17 protein-coding genes and 1 tRNA gene are annotated in these 15,933 nt (G+C 68.6%); 17 read left to right on the top strand and 1 reads right to left on the bottom strand.

From position 1 onward, the window contains the following. The first annotated feature begins 5 nt into the window (after positions 1–5). Genes BMY35_RS12155 through BMY35_RS12225 form a run of 15 tightly spaced genes read left to right on the top strand, consistent with a single transcriptional unit; the run spans position 6 to position 14,700 of the window. On the top strand, positions 6–818 hold the full coding sequence (locus BMY35_RS12155) for a cyclase family protein (protein WP_093198749.1): 813 nt from the start codon (positions 6–8) through the stop codon (positions 816–818). Beyond that, the gene (locus BMY35_RS12160; protein ID WP_093198751.1) at positions 815–1,546 is read left to right on the top strand and encodes an SDR family oxidoreductase; all 732 of its coding nucleotides are present in this window, start codon (positions 815–817) and stop codon (positions 1,544–1,546) included. Before BMY35_RS12155 ends, BMY35_RS12160 begins: the two co-directional genes overlap by 4 nt. Before the next feature lie 49 nt (positions 1,547–1,595). Further along, on the top strand, positions 1,596–2,762 hold the full coding sequence (locus tag BMY35_RS12165) for an ABC transporter substrate-binding protein (protein WP_093198754.1): 1,167 nt from the start codon (positions 1,596–1,598) through the stop codon (positions 2,760–2,762). A gap of 23 nt (positions 2,763–2,785) precedes the next feature. Beyond that, positions 2,786–3,928, top strand: coding sequence for an ABC transporter substrate-binding protein (locus BMY35_RS12170; RefSeq protein WP_093198757.1), 1,143 nt, complete (start codon positions 2,786–2,788; stop codon positions 3,926–3,928). A gap of 28 nt (positions 3,929–3,956) precedes the next feature. After that, positions 3,957–5,282, top strand: coding sequence for an aromatic ring-hydroxylating dioxygenase subunit alpha (locus BMY35_RS12175; RefSeq protein WP_093198759.1), 1,326 nt, complete (start codon positions 3,957–3,959; stop codon positions 5,280–5,282). After that, positions 5,279–5,743, top strand: a complete 465-nt coding sequence (locus BMY35_RS12180; RefSeq protein WP_093198761.1) for an aromatic-ring-hydroxylating dioxygenase subunit beta — start codon at positions 5,279–5,281, stop codon at positions 5,741–5,743. Before BMY35_RS12175 ends, BMY35_RS12180 begins: the two co-directional genes overlap by 4 nt. Before the next feature lie 50 nt (positions 5,744–5,793). Next, a complete protein-coding gene (locus tag BMY35_RS12185; RefSeq protein WP_093198763.1) occupies positions 5,794–6,957 on the top strand; it encodes an ABC transporter substrate-binding protein in 1,164 nt (387 codons plus the stop codon). A gap of 34 nt (positions 6,958–6,991) precedes the next feature. Beyond that, positions 6,992–8,047: a branched-chain amino acid ABC transporter permease gene (locus BMY35_RS12190; RefSeq protein ID WP_093198766.1), complete on the top strand. Its 1,056-nt coding sequence runs from the start codon at positions 6,992–6,994 to the stop codon at positions 8,045–8,047. Beyond that, on the top strand, positions 8,044–9,840 hold the full coding sequence (locus BMY35_RS12195) for a branched-chain amino acid ABC transporter ATP-binding protein/permease (protein ID WP_093198769.1): 1,797 nt from the start codon (positions 8,044–8,046) through the stop codon (positions 9,838–9,840). Before BMY35_RS12190 ends, BMY35_RS12195 begins: the two co-directional genes overlap by 4 nt. After that, entirely contained in the window at positions 9,837–10,568 is a 732-nt protein-coding gene (locus BMY35_RS12200) for an ABC transporter ATP-binding protein (protein WP_093198771.1), read from the top strand. The genes BMY35_RS12195 and BMY35_RS12200 overlap by 4 nt, the downstream gene beginning before the upstream one ends. Further along, positions 10,558–12,147, top strand: a complete 1,590-nt coding sequence (locus tag BMY35_RS12205) for an ATP-dependent acyl-CoA ligase (protein ID WP_093198774.1) — start codon at positions 10,558–10,560, stop codon at positions 12,145–12,147. The genes BMY35_RS12200 and BMY35_RS12205 overlap by 11 nt, the downstream gene beginning before the upstream one ends. Before the next feature lie 4 nt (positions 12,148–12,151). Beyond that, complete coding sequence (locus BMY35_RS12210; protein ID WP_093198776.1) at positions 12,152–12,901, top strand: SDR family NAD(P)-dependent oxidoreductase; 750 nt, start codon at positions 12,152–12,154, stop codon at positions 12,899–12,901. Positions 12,902–12,953: 52 nt separating this feature from the next. Beyond that, positions 12,954–13,730: an SDR family NAD(P)-dependent oxidoreductase gene (locus BMY35_RS12215; RefSeq protein WP_093198779.1), complete on the top strand. Its 777-nt coding sequence runs from the start codon at positions 12,954–12,956 to the stop codon at positions 13,728–13,730. After that, positions 13,727–14,260, top strand: a complete 534-nt coding sequence (locus tag BMY35_RS12220; RefSeq protein ID WP_093198782.1) for a MarR family winged helix-turn-helix transcriptional regulator — start codon at positions 13,727–13,729, stop codon at positions 14,258–14,260. The genes BMY35_RS12215 and BMY35_RS12220 overlap by 4 nt, the downstream gene beginning before the upstream one ends. Before the next feature lie 2 nt (positions 14,261–14,262). Beyond that, entirely contained in the window at positions 14,263–14,700 is a 438-nt protein-coding gene (locus BMY35_RS12225; protein ID WP_093198784.1) for an acyl-CoA thioesterase, read from the top strand. 7 nt (positions 14,701–14,707) lie between these two features. On the opposite strand, the gene BMY35_RS12230 is transcribed toward BMY35_RS12225, so the two are convergent. Next, entirely contained in the window at positions 14,708–15,103 is a 396-nt protein-coding gene (locus tag BMY35_RS12230; RefSeq protein ID WP_093198787.1) for a hypothetical protein, read from the bottom strand. A gap of 154 nt (positions 15,104–15,257) precedes the next feature. Between BMY35_RS12230 and BMY35_RS37655 the strand changes: the two genes are divergently transcribed. Both BMY35_RS37655 and BMY35_RS12235 read left to right on the top strand, forming a co-directional pair. Next, a complete protein-coding gene (locus BMY35_RS37655; RefSeq protein WP_126470589.1) occupies positions 15,258–15,461 on the top strand; it encodes a hypothetical protein in 204 nt (67 codons plus the stop codon). Between the two features lie 361 nt (positions 15,462–15,822). Beyond that, positions 15,823–15,899: transfer RNA gene (locus BMY35_RS12235), tRNA-Arg, on the top strand. Positions 15,900–15,933 lie beyond the last annotated feature (34 nt).

Below are 15,933 nucleotides of genomic sequence, written 5' to 3' on the forward strand. Positions count from 1 at the left end.
CAAGAATGACCACCACGACCGAACTGATGTCCACCGCCGAGATCCTCGGTGGCCTGGTGACTGCCATGGCCAGCGGCCGCATCCGCGTGATCGACCTCACGCAGACGCTGACACCCGAGTTCCCGCAGATCGCGCTGCCGCCCGAGATGGGCCAGTGCTGGCCCTTCCGCATCGAGGAAGTGTCGAAGTACGACGAGCGCGGGCCCGGCTGGTACTGGAACAACTTTTCCTGCGGCGAACACACCGGCACGCATTTCGACGCGCCGATCCACTGGATCTCGGGCCGCGACCTGCCGAACAACTCGGTCGACACCATTCCCGTGCAGCACTTCGTGGCGCCGGCCTGCGTGATCGACTGCTCGCCGCAGGTGAAGGACGACCCCGACTATCTGCTGACCCTCGAGGACATCGAGGCCTACGAGGCTGCGCATGGCCGCATCCCGAAGGGCGCATGGGTGCTGATGCGCACCGACTGGTCGAAACGCACCGACCCCGAGGCCTACCAGAACTTCGACGAGACGGGCCAGCACACGCCGGGCCCAAGCACCGCGGCCGTGCGCTTCCTGGTAGAGCAGCGCGACGTGCTGGGCTTCGGCTCGGAGGCCATCGGCACCGATGCCGGACAGGGCTATCACCTGCGCCCGCCGTACCCCTGCCACTACTACATGCACGGCGCGGGCCGCTACGGGCTGCAGTGCTTGAGCAACCTCGACCTGCTGCCGCCTTCGGGCGCGGTGCTGATCTGCCCGCCGCTGAAGATCGAGAAGGGCAGCGGCAGTCCTCTGCGCGTGCTCGCGCTGGTAGGAGCGCAAGCATGAGCGCAGCCCCCAAGGTCGCAGCCGTCACCGGCGGCAGCGCCGGCATCGGCAAGGCCATCTGCGAAGACCTGCTCGCGCAGGGTTACGAGGTGGTGTCGCTCGCGCGCCGCAAGGCGGAGATCGACCACCCGAAGCTGCACAGCATCGAGGTCGACCTGAGCGACCGCGCCGCCACGGGCGAGGCGGTGCGCGAGCTGGTCGAGCGCTTCTCGCCCACCACCATCGTCCACAACGCCGGCGTGATCCGCGCCGCGCTGCTGCCCGATGTGAAGCTCGACGATCTCGACGCGCTGGTCGACCTGCACCTGGGCTGTGCGATCCAGCTCGTGCAAGGTGCATTGCCCGCGATGCGTGCGCAGCGCTTCGGCCGCGTGGTGCTGCTGTCGTCGCGCGCCGCGCTGGGCCTGGCCACGCGCACCAGCTATTCGGCCACCAAGGCCGGCATGCTGGGCATGGCGCGCACCTGGGCGCTGGAGCTCGCGGCCGAGGGCATCACGGTGAACGTGGTGGCACCGGGGCCCATCCGCACCGACATGTTCTACGACGTGGTCGAGGCCGGCAGCGAGAAGGAACGCGCGCTCGCCGCCTCGGTGCCCGTCAAGCGCCTGGGCGAATCGGCCGACGTGGCACGCGCCGTGCGTTTCTTCGCCGATGCCGACAACAGCTTCGTCACCGGCCAGGTGCTGTATGTGTGCGGCGGCACCAGCGTCGGAAGCCTCGCCCTCTGAGTTCGCAGTTTTTCTCACGTCCAACCAAAACCACCTCTGGAGCATCGCCATGAAAGTCATGAACCGAATTCGCACACTCGCGGCCGTGGCCGTGGGCCTCGGCGCGCTGAGCGCCGCGGGCGCGTGGGCCGCCGATCTCAAGGTCGGCTTCATCACTTCGATGTCGGGGCCGGTGTCGTCGCTCGGCATTCCCTACGACAAGGGCATGAAGGCGGCCGTGGCCTACAAGTCGGAGGTCGGTGGCCGCAAGGTGCAGGTGATCCAGCTCGACGATGCGTCCGATCCGTCCACCGCCGCGCGCAACGCGCGCAAGCTGATCGAGGAAGACAAGGTCGACGTCATCATCGGCACGGCCGGCGCGCCGGGTTCGCTGGCCATCGCCGGCGTGGCGCGCGAGACGAAGACACCGCTGATCTCCATCGCCAACGCCGACCTGCCCGGCGAGGACGGCGCATGGATGGTGACGCTGCCGCAGCCCGCGCCGCTGATGATGGGCGCGATGGTCGAGAAGATGAAGCAGTCGGGCGTGAAGACGGTGGCCTATATCGGCTACTCCGATGCCTGGGGCGACCTGGTGTACGACGCGCTGATGAAGTCGGCGCCCGCTGCCGGCATCAAGGTGGTGTCGAACGAGCGCTATGCGCGCGCCGATTCGTCGGTGGCCGGCCAGGTGCTGAAGATCGTGGCGCTGCGCCCCGACGCGGTGATCACCGGAGCCTCGGGCACGCCGGGCGCGCTGCCGTACCTCGCGCTCACCGAGCGCGGCTACAAGGGAAAGATCTACGGCATGCACTCGCTGATCAACCCCGACTTCATCCGCGTCGGCGGTCCCTCGGTCGAAGGCCTGCTGGCGCCCACGGGCCCCGTGGTGGTGGCCGAGCAGCTGCCCGACAACAACCCGATGAAGAAGATCGCGATGGACTTCCGCGCCGCCTTCCAGAAGGCCAACGGCGCACCGCCCACCGACACCTTCTCGGCCTACAGCTTCGACGCCTGGCTGATCTACCTCGACGCCGCGCAGCGCGCGCTCGCCGGCAAGGCCGAGCCCGGCACGCCGCAGTTCCGCCTGGCGCTGCGCGATGCCATCGTCAGCACCAAGGAGCTGGTGGGCACGCACAGCGTCTACAACTTCAAGCCGACCGACCGCTATGGCTCGGACGACCGCTCGCGTGTCGTCGTGAGGCTCGACAAGGGCCAATGGAAGCTGGTTCCCTGAGACGCCCCGACGTGAAAGCCCCAATGAAAAAGATCACCCGCATCCTCGCCGCCACTGCCGTCGCACTGGCCGCGGCGCAGGCCATGGCCGCCGACCTGAAGATCGGCTTCATCAGCTCGCTCTCGGGGCCGGTGGCCGCGCTGGGCGTGCCGTACGAGAAGGGCATCCGCGCCGCCATCGCGGAGCGTCCGGAGATCGCCGGGCGCAAGGTGCAGCTCATCGTGCTCGACGACGCATCCGATCCCACCACCGCCGGCCGCAACGCGCGCAAGCTGGTGACCGAGGACAAGGTCGACGTGCTCATCGGCACCTCGGGCGTGCCGGGCGCGATGGCCATCGCCTCGGTGGCGCGCGAGCTCAACACGCCGCTGATCTCGCCCACGCCGGTGACCATTCCCGGCCCCGAGGGCGCGTGGACGGTGACGGTGTCGCAGCCCTTCCAGCTCATGGTGGCGGGCGTGGTCGATCGCATGAAGAAGTCGGGCGTGAAGACGGTGGCCTTCATCGGCTTCTCCGACGCGCTGGGCGACCTGGCCTACGACTCGCTGGTCAAGAGCGCCGACGCCGCCGGCATCAAGGTGGTGGCGAACGAGCGCTACGCGCGCAGCGATTCGTCGGTGGCCGGACAGGTGCTGAAGATCGTCGCAGCGCGGCCCGACGCGGTGTTCGCCGGCAACTCCGGCACGCCGGGCGCGCTGCCGTACATCGCGCTGGCCGACCGTGGCTACAAGGGAAAGATCTACGGCACGCACGGCCTCATCAACGCCGACTTCGTGCGCGTGGGCGGTGCTTCCATCGAGGGCCTGCAGGTGCCCAGCGGCCCGGTGCTGGTGGCCGACCAGCTGCCCGACACCAACCCGATCAAGAAGGTGTCGATGGGCTTTCGCAACGCCTACCAGAAGCTCAACGGCGCGGTGCCGACAGATGCCTTCTCGTCGTACACCTACGACGCCTACCTGCTGCTGGCCGACGCGGCCTCGCGCGCCAAGGGCGAGCCGGGCACGCCGGCCTACCGCACGGCGCTGCGCGACGCGATCGTGAGCACGAAGGAGTTGGTGGGCACGCACGGCGTCTACACCTTCAAGCCCGACGACCGCTACGGTTCCGACCAGCGCGGCGTGGTCATCGTGCAGATGGCCAAAGGCCAGTGGAAGCTGGTGCCGTAGCGCCCGTCCAGCCACAGAGCTCACCACCATGACCACCTACCGCAACCGCCCCGATCTCGTCGCGGCGCTGGTGCAGGACGACCGGGTGCACCGCGACCTGTACCTCAGCGAGGAGCTCTTCGCGCTGGAGCAGGAGCACCTGTTCGCCGGCACCTGGGTCTTCCTGGGCCATGCGAGCCAGGTGCCGCAGGCCGGCGACTTCGTCACGCAGGAGATCGCGGGGCGGCCGCTGATCATGGTGCGCCAGCCCGACGGCGATGTGCACGTGCTCTACAACCGCTGCGCCCACAAGGGCACGCAGCTGGTGACGGACGAGTGCGGCAACACCGGCCGCTTCTTCCGCTGCCCGTATCACGCATGGACCTACAAGCTCGACGGCGCGCCGCTCGGTCTGCCACTGAAGAACGGCTACGAGGGCACGCAGCTCAAGGCCTGCGAGTCGGGGCAGGGGCTGTCGGTGGTCAGGAACGTGAAGGTGTACCGTGACTTCGTCTTCGTGCGGCTGTCGGACACCGGCCCCTCGTTCGAGGACTACTTCGGCGAGGTGCTGGGCGCGCTCGACAACATGGTCGACCGCTCGCCCGAAGGCCGGCTCACGGTGGGCGGCGGTGTGTTGCGCAACATCGTCCACTGCAACTGGAAGATGTACCTCGAGAACATCAACGACACGGTGCATCCGATGTCCACGCACGAGTCGGCCACCAAGGCGGCCGAGGCGCTGTGGGAAGGCCATTCGCCTTCCGACCCGAAGCCGATGGCGATGGAGCAGATCCTGCCCTTCGGCTCGGGCTACGAATTCTTCGACAGGATGGGCGGGCGCGTGTTCGCCAACGGCCACAGCGTGCTGGGAGTGAACTTCAGCATCCACTCCAACTACGCGCAGCTGCCCGAGTACGAGGCCGCGATGCGCGCCGCGCACGGCGAGGAGCGCGCTGCGGAGATCCTGCAGCGCTCGCCGCAGAACTCCGTCTTCTTCCCGAGCCTGTCGATCAAGGGTTCGCCGCAGGCCATTCGCGTGATCCGTCCGCTGGCGGCCGACCGCACGCTGATCGAGGCCTGGAGCTTCCGCGCGGCCGGCGCGCCCGCGTTGCTCTTCGAGCGGGCCATGAGCTACAACCGGCTCGTGTTCTCGCCGATGTCGGTGGTCGCGCACGACGACGTGCACCTGTTCGAGAGCATCCAGCAGGGCCTGCGCGCCGGCGGCAACGAATGGGTGAGTCTGCATCGCAACTTCGATCCGGCCGAGAAGCAGCAGTCCACGATCACCACCAACGGCACCAACGAGTTGCTGATGCGCAACCAGTTCCGCGCCTGGGCCAAGGCCATGGCGGCAGGCATGGAGGCCGCGGCATGACGGACCCGCGTGATTTCGTCGCCCACGAGGCGGCGCTGCTCGACGAGCGCCGCTTCGACGACTGGCTGGCCCTGTTCGCGGAAGACGGCCACTACTGGGTGCCGCTGCTCGGCGCGGCGCAGGCCGATCCGTTCTCGCACAACTCGCTGGCCTATGAAGATCGGCTGCTGCTGCAGCTGCGGGTGGATCGACTGAAGAACCCGCGCGCGCATTCGCAACACCCCGCGAGCCACAGCCAGCACGTGCTGCAGCCCTCGCGCGTGGAGCGCGAGGAGGGCGACGAGGCGTGGCTGCGCACGCCGTTCCTCTACGTCGAGGCGCGCGGCGAAGGCCAGATCCTGCTGAGCGGCACGGCACGCCATCACCTCGTTCGCACATCCACCGGCTGGCTGATCCGCGAGAAGCGCGTCGACCTGCTCAACGCGGGGCGTGCCCTGCCGGCCATCCAGTTGTTCATCTGAGTTACCCACCCACCTCTGTCCATTCCAACAATCCTCACCGGAGCTACGACATGAAGAGCCTGATGCAGACCTTGACGCGCGGCACCCTTGCCGCCGCGCTGACCGCCTGTGGCATTGCCAGCGCCATCGCCGCCGACCTGAAGGTCGGCCTGAGCGTGTCGCTGTCGGGGCCGAACTCCTCGCTGGGCGTGCCCTACGCCAAGGGCATGCAGGCCGCGCTGGCCTACAAGCCCGAAGTGAACGGCCGCAAGATCCAGCTGGTAGTGCTCGACGACGGCTCCGACCCCACCACGGCCGGGCGCAACGCGCGCAAGCTGATCGAGGAAGAGAAGGTGGACGTGCTCATGGGCACTTCGGGCGTGCCCGCCGCCATCGCGATGGCGCAGGTCGGCAAGGAGGCGAAGACGCCGATGATCGGCCTCACGCCCATCCTGCTCGACCCCAACGAGAACCCGTGGGTGATGACGGTGGCGCAGCCCACGCAGCTCATGATCGACGCGGTGGTCGAGCGCATGAAGCGCAACAACGTGAAGACGGTGGGCTACATCGGCTTCTCCGACGCCTGGGGCGACCTGGTGTACGAGGCGCTGACGAAGGCTGCGCCCGGCGCCGGCATCAAGGTGGTGAGCAACGAGCGCTACGCGCGTTCCGACGCGTCGGTGACGGGACAGGTGCTGAAGATCGTGGCGCTGCGCCCCGATGCGGTGATGACAGGCGGCGCCGGCACGCCGGGCGCGCTGCCGTTCCTGGCACTGCAGGAGCGCGGCTTCAAGGGCGGCGTGTACGGCCAGCACGGTCTCATCAACCCCGACTTCGTGCGCGTGGTCGGCGCGGCCGGCCAGAACGCGCTGATGCCCACCGGCCCGGTGATCGTGGCCGAGCAGCTGCCGGACGAGTACCCGACCAAGAAGATCGCGACCGATTTCCGCGCCGTGTTCCAGAAGGTCAACAACGCGCCGACCAGCGATGCCTTCTCGGCCTATTCCTTCGACGGCTGGCTTGTGTTCGCCGATGCCGCCTCGCGCGCGATGAAGAAGGCCGAGCCGGGCACGCCCGAGTTCCGCGTGGCGCTGCGCGACGCCATCTTCAGCACGAAGGAAGTGGTGGGCACGCACGGCGTCTACACCTTCAAGCCCGGCAGCCTCTACGGCGTGGACGAACGCGCCCGGGTGATCGTCAAGCTCGACAACGGCCAATGGAAGCTCGCACCTTGAACCTCATGCAATCGACTTTCCGGAGGGCCGCGCGATGACGTGGGACGTAGCCCTGATCCTGATCACCGACGGCCTGGCCAACGGTGCGATCTACCTGCTGGCCGGGCTCGGGCTGGTGCTGATCTTCTCCGTCACGCGGGTGGTGTTCGTGCCCTTCGGCGACATCGCGGCCTTCGCGGCGCTGTCGCTCGCGGCCTTCGAGACCGGCCGCGTCCCGCCGACCATCGGCATGGTCGCCACGCTGGCGGCCCTGGCGCTGGTCACCGAGATCGGCAGCCTGCTGCGGCGCGGCGAGGCCGCGCGCATTCCGAAGGCGGTGCTGACCTGGGGCGTGCTGCCCGCCATCCCGTGCGTGCTGGCATGGCTGGCGGCGCGGCCCGGCGTGCCCGTGGCGGTGCACATCGCGGTGGCGGTGCTGCTGGTGGTGCCCATCGCACCGCTGCTCGCGCGGGTGGTGTTCCAGCCGATCGCGGATGCCTCGGTGCTGGTGCTGCTGATCGTGTCGCTGGCGCTGCACTTCCTGCTGTCGGGCCTGGGCCTGCTGTTCTTCGGGCCCGAGGGCTCGCGTACGACGCCGCTGACCAGCGCCGTCTTCACGCTGGGCGAAGGCTTCACCGTCAGCGGGCAGGTGGTGCTGATGGTGGGAGCGGCCATCGTGCTGAGCGGCCTGTTCTTCCTGGTGTTCGAGCGCACGGTGGCCGGCAAGGCGCTGCGCGCCACGGCGGTGAACCGGGTGGGCGCGCGGCTGGTCGGCATCCGGCCGGTGCGTACCGCGCTGCTGGCGTATGGCTGCGCCTCGCTGCTGGCGGGGCTGATCGGCGTGCTGATCGCACCGGTGACGACGATGTACTACGACTCGGGCTTCATCATCGGCCTGAAGGCCTTCGTGGCCGCAATCATCGGCGGCCTCGTGAGCTACCCGATGACGGCACTGGGCGCGCTCGCGGTCGGCGTGGTGGAAAGCTTCGCCTCGTTCTGGAGCGGCGCGCTGAAGGACGTGATCGTGTTCAGCCTGCTGATACCGGTGCTGATGCTGCGCTCCTTCATGGCCGCGCATGCCGAAGAGGAAGAAGAGGAGGTGGACCAATGAGCGCCGGCAACAGCAACAACAAACGCAAGGTACTGGTCGCCGGGCTCGTCGTCGTGCTGGCGCTGGTGCCGGTGTTCGCGGGCAGCTTCACCGTCTCGCTGCTCAACGACATCGGAATCGGCGCGCTCGTGGCGTTGGGCCTCGTGCTGCTGACCGGCGTGGGCGGCGCGACATCCTTCGGGCAGGCGGCCTTCGTGGGCATCGCGGCCTACGCGACCGCGTGGCTCACGACCACGCAGGGCATGTCTCCCTGGGTGGGGCTGCTGTTCGCGCTGCTGCTCACGGGGCTGTCGGCGCTGGCCATCGGCATGCTCACGCTGCGACTGGGTGGGCACTTCCTGCCGCTGAGCACCATCGCCTGGGGGCTGTCGATCGCGATGCTGTTCGGCAACGTCGACGCACTGGGCCGGCACACGGGCCTGTCGAACATTCCGCCGTTGCAGATCGCGGGCTGGTCGCTGGCCGATCCGCGCGCGATGTACTGCCTGATCTGGGTGGTGGTGGGGTTGGCCTGCCTGTTCAGCCACAACCTGCTGCAGTCGCGGCCGGGGCGCGCCATTCGCGGTCTGCGCGGCGGCGCGACGCTGCTGGCGAGCGTGGGGGCGGATGCGTATCGCGTGCGGCTCTCGCTGTTCGTCACGGCGGCCCTGCTCGCGGGGCTGGCTGGCTGGCTCTATGCGCACATGAACCGCTTCGTGAGCCCGTCGCCGTTCGACGTGCGCGCCAGCATCGAGTACCTGCTGATGGCCGTGGCCGGCGGGCTCGGCCAGCTGGCGGGCGCGCTGGTGGGCGCCGCGCTGGTGCTGGTGCTGAAGAACAGCCTGCAGGACGTGCTGCCCATGCTGACCCAACGCGCGGGCCAGCTGGAGGCGGTGGCCTTCGCGGCGCTCTTCATCCTGCTGCTGCACTTCGCTCGCGGCGGGGTGATGGGGCTGCTGCGCCGCTGGACGAACCGCCGCGGCGGCACGCGCGGGCCTTCGCGCCACGAGGGCCCGGCGGTCGAGCCGCTGCTGCACCGCACGCTGCCCGCTCGCGGCTCGCCGGTGCTGTCGGTGAACGGCGCGGTCAAGCGCTTCGGCGGGCTGGTGGCGGTGAACGACGTGAGCTTCGACGTGAAGGCCGGCGAGATCGTCGGCCTGATCGGGCCCAACGGCGCGGGCAAGTCGACCATGTTCAATCTGCTGACCTGCACGCTGTCGATGAGCGCGGGCAAGGTGCGCTTCCTCGACCACGACATCGCCGGCATGCCGCAGCGCGAGGTGGCGCGGCTGGGGCTGGCGCGCACCTTCCAGCACGTGAAGCTGCGGCCGCACATGAGCCTGCTCGACAACGTGGCGCTGGGCGCGCATTCGCGCACGCGCTCGGGCATCCTGAAGGCGGGGCTGCGGCTCGACCGCACGGAGGAGCAGCAGATCCTGCAGGAGGCGCAGCGCCAGCTCGACCGCATCGGCCTGGGCGACCGGGCGCACGAGCAGGCGGGCAGCCTGCCGCTGGGCACGCAGCGCATCCTCGAGATTGCGCGCGCGCTGGCCGCCGACCCGGTGCTGCTGGTGCTCGACGAGCCCGCCGCCGGCCTGCGGCGCAAGGAAAAGATGGCGCTCGGCGACCTGCTGCGCAAGCTGCGCGAGGAGGGCGTGACCATCCTCATCGTCGAGCACGACATGGACTTCGTGATGAAACTGGTGGACAGGCTGGTGGTGATGAACTTCGGCTCCAAGCTCGTGGAGGGCGTGCCCTCGGCGGTGCGCGCGGACGAGCGCGTGCAGGCTGCCTACCTGGGGAGCGTCGTATGACCGCGATGCTGGAGATTGGGGACCTGCACGTGTCCTACGGGCAGGTCGAGGCAGTGCGGGGCGTGTCGCTCGACCTGCAGCCGGGGCAGATCATCTCGGTGATCGGCCCGAACGGCGCGGGCAAGACCACGCTGCTGGCCGCCGCCATGGGCCTGCTGCCTTGCAAGGGCACGCTGCGCTTCGAGGGCGAGGACCTGCAGGGGCTCGACGTGGAGGCGCGCGTGGAGCGCGGCCTGTGCCTCGTGCCCGAGAAGCGCGAGCTGTTCGGCGAGCTCACCGTGCTCGACAACCTGCAGCTCGGCGCGTATGCCAAGCGGCTGCGCGGCGACGCGATGAAGAAGCGGCTGCAGTCGGTGTACGACCGCTTTCCGCGGCTGGCCGAGCGCCGCGCCCAGCGCGCCGACACGCTATCGGGCGGCGAGCGGCAGATGCTGGCGGTGGGGCGGGCGCTGATGTCGGCTCCGCGCCTGCTGATGCTCGACGAGCCCAGCCTGGGTCTTGCGCCGCTGATCGTGCGCGACATTCTTGCCATCGTGCGCAAGCTGCGGGAGGACGGCGTCTCGATCCTGCTGGTGGAGCAGAACGCGCGCGCGGCGCTCGAGAGTTCGGACGAAGGCTACGTGCTGGAGACGGGCGAGATCGCGCTGTCGGGGGCCTCGGCCGAACTGGCGAGCGACCCCCGGGTGCAGGCCACCTACCTCGGCGGAGGCACGCACGATGACGAATGACCCGCGCGCCGTGCCGCCCGCGCAGCGCACGCTGCCGGCGATGCTGCAGCGGCAGGCCGGGTTGTTCGGCTCGCGCGCGCTGCTGCGCATTGCGGGCGGAGAGTGGACGCATCGCGATGCGGCGCAAGTCGCGGCCGTGCGTGCGGGGGCACTGGCTGCCGCCGGCGTGGCACGCGGCGACCGCATCGCGGTGATGTGCGGCAATCGCGTCGAGTTTCTCGAGAGCTTTCTCGGGGCTGGCTGGCTGGGTGCATCGACGGTGCCGGTCAACACGGCGTCAATGGGGCCGCAGATCGAATACTTTCTTGCCAATAGCCAGGCGAAGCTGCTGGTGATCGAGGCTGGTTTTCTGGAGCGGCTCGCGACGGCGGACCTGGCGCGCACCGGACTGAGAGAGATCTGGGTCGTCGGCGAAGCGGCTGCCGGTGCATGGCAGGCACCGGCCGGCGTGGGCGTGGCGGCCTACCCGAAGGGCGGCGAGCCAGTCGCCCCCGCGGCGGTGCAACCCGGCGACCCGCTCGCGATCCTCTACACCTCGGGCACGACGGGGCCCGCCAAGGGCGTGGTCTGCCCGCACGCGCAGTATTTCTGGTGGGGCGTGAACAGCGCGGAAGTGCTTGGAGTCGGCGCCGACGACGTGCTGTGCACCACGCTGCCGCTGTTCCACATCAACGCACTCAACACATTCGCGCAGGCCTCGCTGACGGGGGCCAAGGTGGTGTTCGAGCCGCGCTTTTCGGCCTCGGGCTTCTGGCCGACGATGCGCGCGAGCGGGGCGACCGTGGTCTATCTGCTGGGCGCGATGGTGCCGATTTTGCTGGCGCAGCCCGAGGGCGAAGGGGAGCGCGACCATCGCGTGCGCACCGGCCTCGGGCCCGGCGTGCCATCGGCCGCAGGTGCCGCGTTCAAGGCGCGCACGGGCGTTTCGCTGCTCGAGGGCTATGGCTCGACCGAGACCAACTTCGCCATCGCCACCGCGCCCGATTCGCCGCGCGGCGGCGTGATGGGCTGGCTGCGCCCGGGCTTCCAGGCGCGCGTGGCCGATGAGGACGACGTGGAGCTACCGGCCGGCGAGGCGGGCGAGTTGCTGTTGCGTGCGGACGAGCCCCATGCCTTCGCGAGCGGCTACTTCAACATGCCAGAGAAGACCGTCGAGGCCTGGCGCAATCTCTGGTTCCACACAGGCGACCGCGTGGTGCGCGATGCGGACGGGGCCTTCCGTTTCGTCGACCGCATCAAGGACGCGATCCGCCGGCGAGGGGAGAACATCTCGTCCTTCGAGGTCGAGCAGGTGCTGCTTAGCCATCCGGGCGTGGCTTCGTGCGCCGTGTATCCGGTGCGCTCGGAGCTCGCCGAAGACGAGGTGATGGCCGCGCTCGTGGCTCTTGAGGGCGCGGCGATCGACCCTGCCGAGCTCGCGCGCTTCTGCGAAGGCCGGCTGCCGTACTTCGCCGTACCGCGTTACATCGACGTGCTGGCCGACCTGCCGCGCACCGAGAACGGCAAGGTGCAGAAGTTCAAGCTGCGCGAACGCGGCGTGGGGCCGCAGACCTGGGACGGACGGCCCGCGAGGGCCTGAGACGATGGCGAGGCCGGCGCTGCTCCCTCTCTCCGGACGCGTGGCGTTCGTGACCGGTGCGGGGCAGGGCCTGGGGGCCGCCATCGCGCGGGGATTGAGCGAGGCCGGGGCGCGCGTGGCCCTGGCCGACATCGAACTCGCGAATGCTGAAGCCGTTGCGGCGGAGATCGGCGGGCTCGCATTGCAGCTCGACGTGCGTGACGAGGCGGCGTTTTCCGGCTGCTTCGACAGGGCCGTCGCGCATTTCGGTGCCGTCGACATCATGGTCAACAACGCGGCGCGCACGCCGACGACCTCGCTCTGGGACATCACGCCCGGGGAGTGGGACGACGTGCTGGCCATCAACCTGCGAGGCAGCTTCTTCGGCTGCCGCATCGCCGGGCGCCACATGCACGAGCGCGGCGGGGGCCGCATCGTCAACCTGAGCTCGATGGCCGGGCAGCAGGCCAGCAGCGCGACGGGCGTGCACTACGCGGCGAGCAAGGCGGGTCTGCTGGCGCTGACGCGTTCCTTCGCGCAGGAACTGGCGCCGCACGGCGTGACGGTGAATGCGCTGGCGCCGGCGGCAATCGGAAGCCCTGCGCTCGACGCCATGGAGTCCGCGCGGCGGCAGACGCTGCAGGCCGGCATTCCGCTCGGCCGCTTCGGGCTGGCCGAGGAGGTGGCTGCGGCTGTCGTCTACCTTGCCTCTCCGGCGGCCGCCTTCATCACCGGGGCGACCCTGGACCTCAATGGCGGCCGTTTCATGCGCTGACAACCTGCCCGGCGCAGGTCGCTAAAATGATTCATAACTAAATCATTCAGGTATGCAATCAAATTCACTCACTGGCCGTCATGCGCTCGTTACCGGCGCGGCGCGCGGCATCGGGGCGGAGATCGCCCGCACATTGGCTGCTGAAGGCGCTGTCCTGACATTGCTCGGGCGCGATCGCGAGGCGCTGCAGCGCGTGGCCGATTCGCTCGCAGGGAGCGGGCACGGAGTGGCCGCCGCCGACGTGGCGAACCCCGAGGCGGTGCAGGCGGCGTTCGCCGAGGCCCGGGCGGCGCGCGGGCCTGTCGCGGTGCTCGTCAACAACGCGGGCGCGGCCGAGAGCGCGCCTTTCCTCAAGACCTCGTTCGAGCTGTGGCAGCGGATGCTGTCGGTCAACCTCACCGGCAGCTTCCTGTGCGCGCAGGCGGCGCTGCCGGACATGCTCGATGCAGGCTGGGGCCGCATCGTCAACATCGCCAGCACGGCGGGGCAGAAGGGCTACGCCTACGTGGCGGCCTACACCGCGGCCAAGCATGGCGTGATCGGGCTCACGCGCTCGCTGGCGCTCGAGGTGGCGCGAAAGGGCATCACGGTGAATGCCGTGTGCCCGGGCTATACCGACACCGACATCCTGCGCAACAGCGTCGCCAACGTGGTCGGCAAGACCGGGCGCAGCGAGGCCGACGCGCTGGCGGAGTTCTCCAGCGTCAATCCGCAGAAGCGCATCGTGCAGCCGGCCGAAGTGGCCGATGCCGTGCGCTGGCTGTGCGGCGCGGGCGCCGCATCGGTCACCGGGCAGTCGATTTCGGTTTCAGGGGGAGAAGTGACATGACGACACGCAACGACGCTTCGCATGCCGTGCTGAGCGATGCGGAAGAGCTGGGCCACGAGGCCCGCGCGGGCCACGACGACCACGCGGTGCTCAAGCTGTGGCTGCGCATGCTGGCCAGCACCACGCAGATCGAGTCCGAGATCCGCCGTCGGCTGCGCGAGCGATTCGGCATTTCGCTGGCGCGCTTCGACTACATGGCGCAGCTCTACCGCTACAAGGACGGCCTGAAGATGCGCGTGCTGTCGCGCTACCTGATGGTGACCGGCGGCAACGTCACCGGCCTGACGGACGAGCTCGAGCGCGAAGGCATGGTGGCACGCTCGCCCAGTCCCGACGACCGCCGTGCGTGGATCGTGAGCCTCACGCCCACGGGCCGCCGCACCTTCGAGACCATGGCGAGCGAGCACGAGCAGTGGATTCTCGAGATGTTCTCGGGGCTCGACATGAAGACGGTCAAGCAACTGCACACGCAGCTCGGCCTGCTGCGCGTGCACGTGATGCGCGGCGAGCCGGCGGGCGAGGAGGGCTGAGCGTGGCCGACGGCAACAACGAGTTCCGCAGGCCGCGGCTGATCCGCTTCTCGGACTGCGATCCGGCGGGCATCGTCTTCTATCCACAGTACTTCGTGATGCTCAACGGCCTGGTCGAGGACTGGGTGAACGAAGGCCTGGGGCTCAGCTATCACGGGCTGGTGGCGCAGCGGCGCATCGGCCTGCCCACCGTGAAACTCGAAGCAGATTTCCGCGCGGTGAGCCGCATGGGCGACCAGGTGACCTTGGGGCTGACCGTGGAGCGCCTGGGTTCGCGCTCGATGACCTTGCGGGTGCGCTGCTTCGAACCGGTGAGCGGCGAAGTCCGCATGCAGATGCAGCAGGTGCTGGTGACCACGTCGCTCGAAACCCATCGCGCCGTTGCCATTCCGGACGACATGCGCGCGGCCATCGTGCGCAACGCGCCCGAGCTGGGCTGAGCCTTCTTCAGGACGCGGGATCGCCGCCGGCAGCGGCGTCCTGCGCCCGTTTCTTCAGCCAGCCGGCGAGCTCCTTCTTTCCCTTGGCGTTGGCGCCGCGCCATGCTTCGCGGGCGGCGGCGATGAAGCGTTCTTCGGCTGCATCGGGCACTTCGCTGGGGCGATCTTCCTTGTCGAGCCAGCCGGACTCGACGCCGCAGTGCCTTTCGATCTGCCTCGCCAGGTTGTCGCCGATGGGGCGGGAGCTCTTGATCTGGCTCCACATGCTGGGGGAGATTTCGATCTTCTTCGCGAACGCCTGGTCCAGCCCCTTGGCTGGCAAACCTGCGGCAACGGCCTCTTCGAGAAAGCGGCGGTGCAGCGCAAGCGCATTGCGGCGGCGCGCGACGGTGGTATTGGGCACTGTTCAAAAACAACAACAAGACAAAAAAAGATTGTCCCGGTTGTTGACGCAGTCGTAAACACTCTTTACAGTTGCCCTCAATCGCGGCCCCAAGCCGTACCTTTTTTCCAACCCCTAACGGCCGACAGCGGCAATTTTTGACTCAGGACCCATCGTGAACACCGCACTGAACCTCACCAGCATTCGACCCGCCTCGGGTCGCTCGCTCGTGCGCGTCTGGGCGTGCGGTGGTTTCGGCGGCATGCCGTCGGTCCGATCGAACCAGCACCAGAACCACGCGTATTCCACGAAAGCCGCAGCCAGCCTGCGTTTCGGAAAAGTCGAGGATCAGGTGCTGCCGGGTGGAGGTTGCGCATAGGCGCACACCTTCCAAGCTCTCTCATGTGGAGGCCCGGACACCGCAAGGTTCCGGGCCTTTTGTTTTGGCTTTTTATTTCGGGTGTGCCTTCACCACACCGCCAGAACCCACCGCGTAGACGGTCTGGCGGGATGTGCAGGAATTGATCACTCCTGTGCGGCGACGTCGTACGGGACAGCGCCCAGCGTGCTGTCCGTCGCGTGAGGACACAACCGAAATGGAAAGCGGGGCACCGTTTTTCGAACAAGACAACAGAACAGAACCCGAGCGGGACAGGGCCATGCAGATGGTCCTCCCGCGGAAACCGGCCGCAAAGATTGGGCGGCGCCGGAACTCGTAACCGGATACTTTTTGTTTACGACCCGCGTTAGCTCAATGGATCAGAGCACTTGCCTACGAAGCAAGGGGTTGCACGTTCGAGTCGTGCACGTGGGGCCATTTCTTCGCCATTTTTCGTTTAGCTGTCACACCA

The sequence above is a fragment of the Variovorax sp. YR750 genome (assembly GCF_900109805.1).
Lineage (GTDB): Bacteria > Pseudomonadota > Gammaproteobacteria > Burkholderiales > Burkholderiaceae_C > Variovorax > Variovorax gossypii.

Excerpts from the sequence above, each read along its gene's own strand:
- BMY35_RS12215 (WP_093198779.1), top strand. The coding sequence starts at position 12,954 with ATGCAATCAAATTCACTCACTGGCCGTCATGCGCTCGTTACCGGCGCG.
- BMY35_RS12180 (WP_093198761.1), top strand. The coding sequence starts at position 5,279 with ATGACGGACCCGCGTGATTTCGTCGCCCACGAGGCGGCGCTGCTCGAC.
- BMY35_RS12165 (WP_093198754.1), top strand. The coding sequence starts at position 1,596 with ATGAAAGTCATGAACCGAATTCGCACACTCGCGGCCGTGGCCGTGGGC.
- BMY35_RS12190 (WP_093198766.1), top strand. The coding sequence starts at position 6,992 with ATGACGTGGGACGTAGCCCTGATCCTGATCACCGACGGCCTGGCCAAC.
- BMY35_RS12200 (WP_093198771.1), top strand. The coding sequence starts at position 9,837 with ATGACCGCGATGCTGGAGATTGGGGACCTGCACGTGTCCTACGGGCAG.
- BMY35_RS12220 (WP_093198782.1), top strand. The coding sequence starts at position 13,727 with ATGACGACACGCAACGACGCTTCGCATGCCGTGCTGAGCGATGCGGAA.
- BMY35_RS12175 (WP_093198759.1), top strand. The coding sequence starts at position 3,957 with ATGACCACCTACCGCAACCGCCCCGATCTCGTCGCGGCGCTGGTGCAG.
- BMY35_RS12185 (WP_093198763.1), top strand. The coding sequence starts at position 5,794 with ATGAAGAGCCTGATGCAGACCTTGACGCGCGGCACCCTTGCCGCCGCG.
- BMY35_RS12195 (WP_093198769.1), top strand. The coding sequence starts at position 8,044 with ATGAGCGCCGGCAACAGCAACAACAAACGCAAGGTACTGGTCGCCGGG.
- BMY35_RS12170 (WP_093198757.1), top strand. The coding sequence starts at position 2,786 with ATGAAAAAGATCACCCGCATCCTCGCCGCCACTGCCGTCGCACTGGCC.
- BMY35_RS12155 (WP_093198749.1), top strand. The coding sequence starts at position 6 with ATGACCACCACGACCGAACTGATGTCCACCGCCGAGATCCTCGGTGGC.
- BMY35_RS12210 (WP_093198776.1), top strand. The coding sequence starts at position 12,152 with ATGGCGAGGCCGGCGCTGCTCCCTCTCTCCGGACGCGTGGCGTTCGTG.
- BMY35_RS12160 (WP_093198751.1), top strand. The coding sequence starts at position 815 with ATGAGCGCAGCCCCCAAGGTCGCAGCCGTCACCGGCGGCAGCGCCGGC.
- BMY35_RS12205 (WP_093198774.1), top strand. The coding sequence starts at position 10,558 with ATGACGAATGACCCGCGCGCCGTGCCGCCCGCGCAGCGCACGCTGCCG.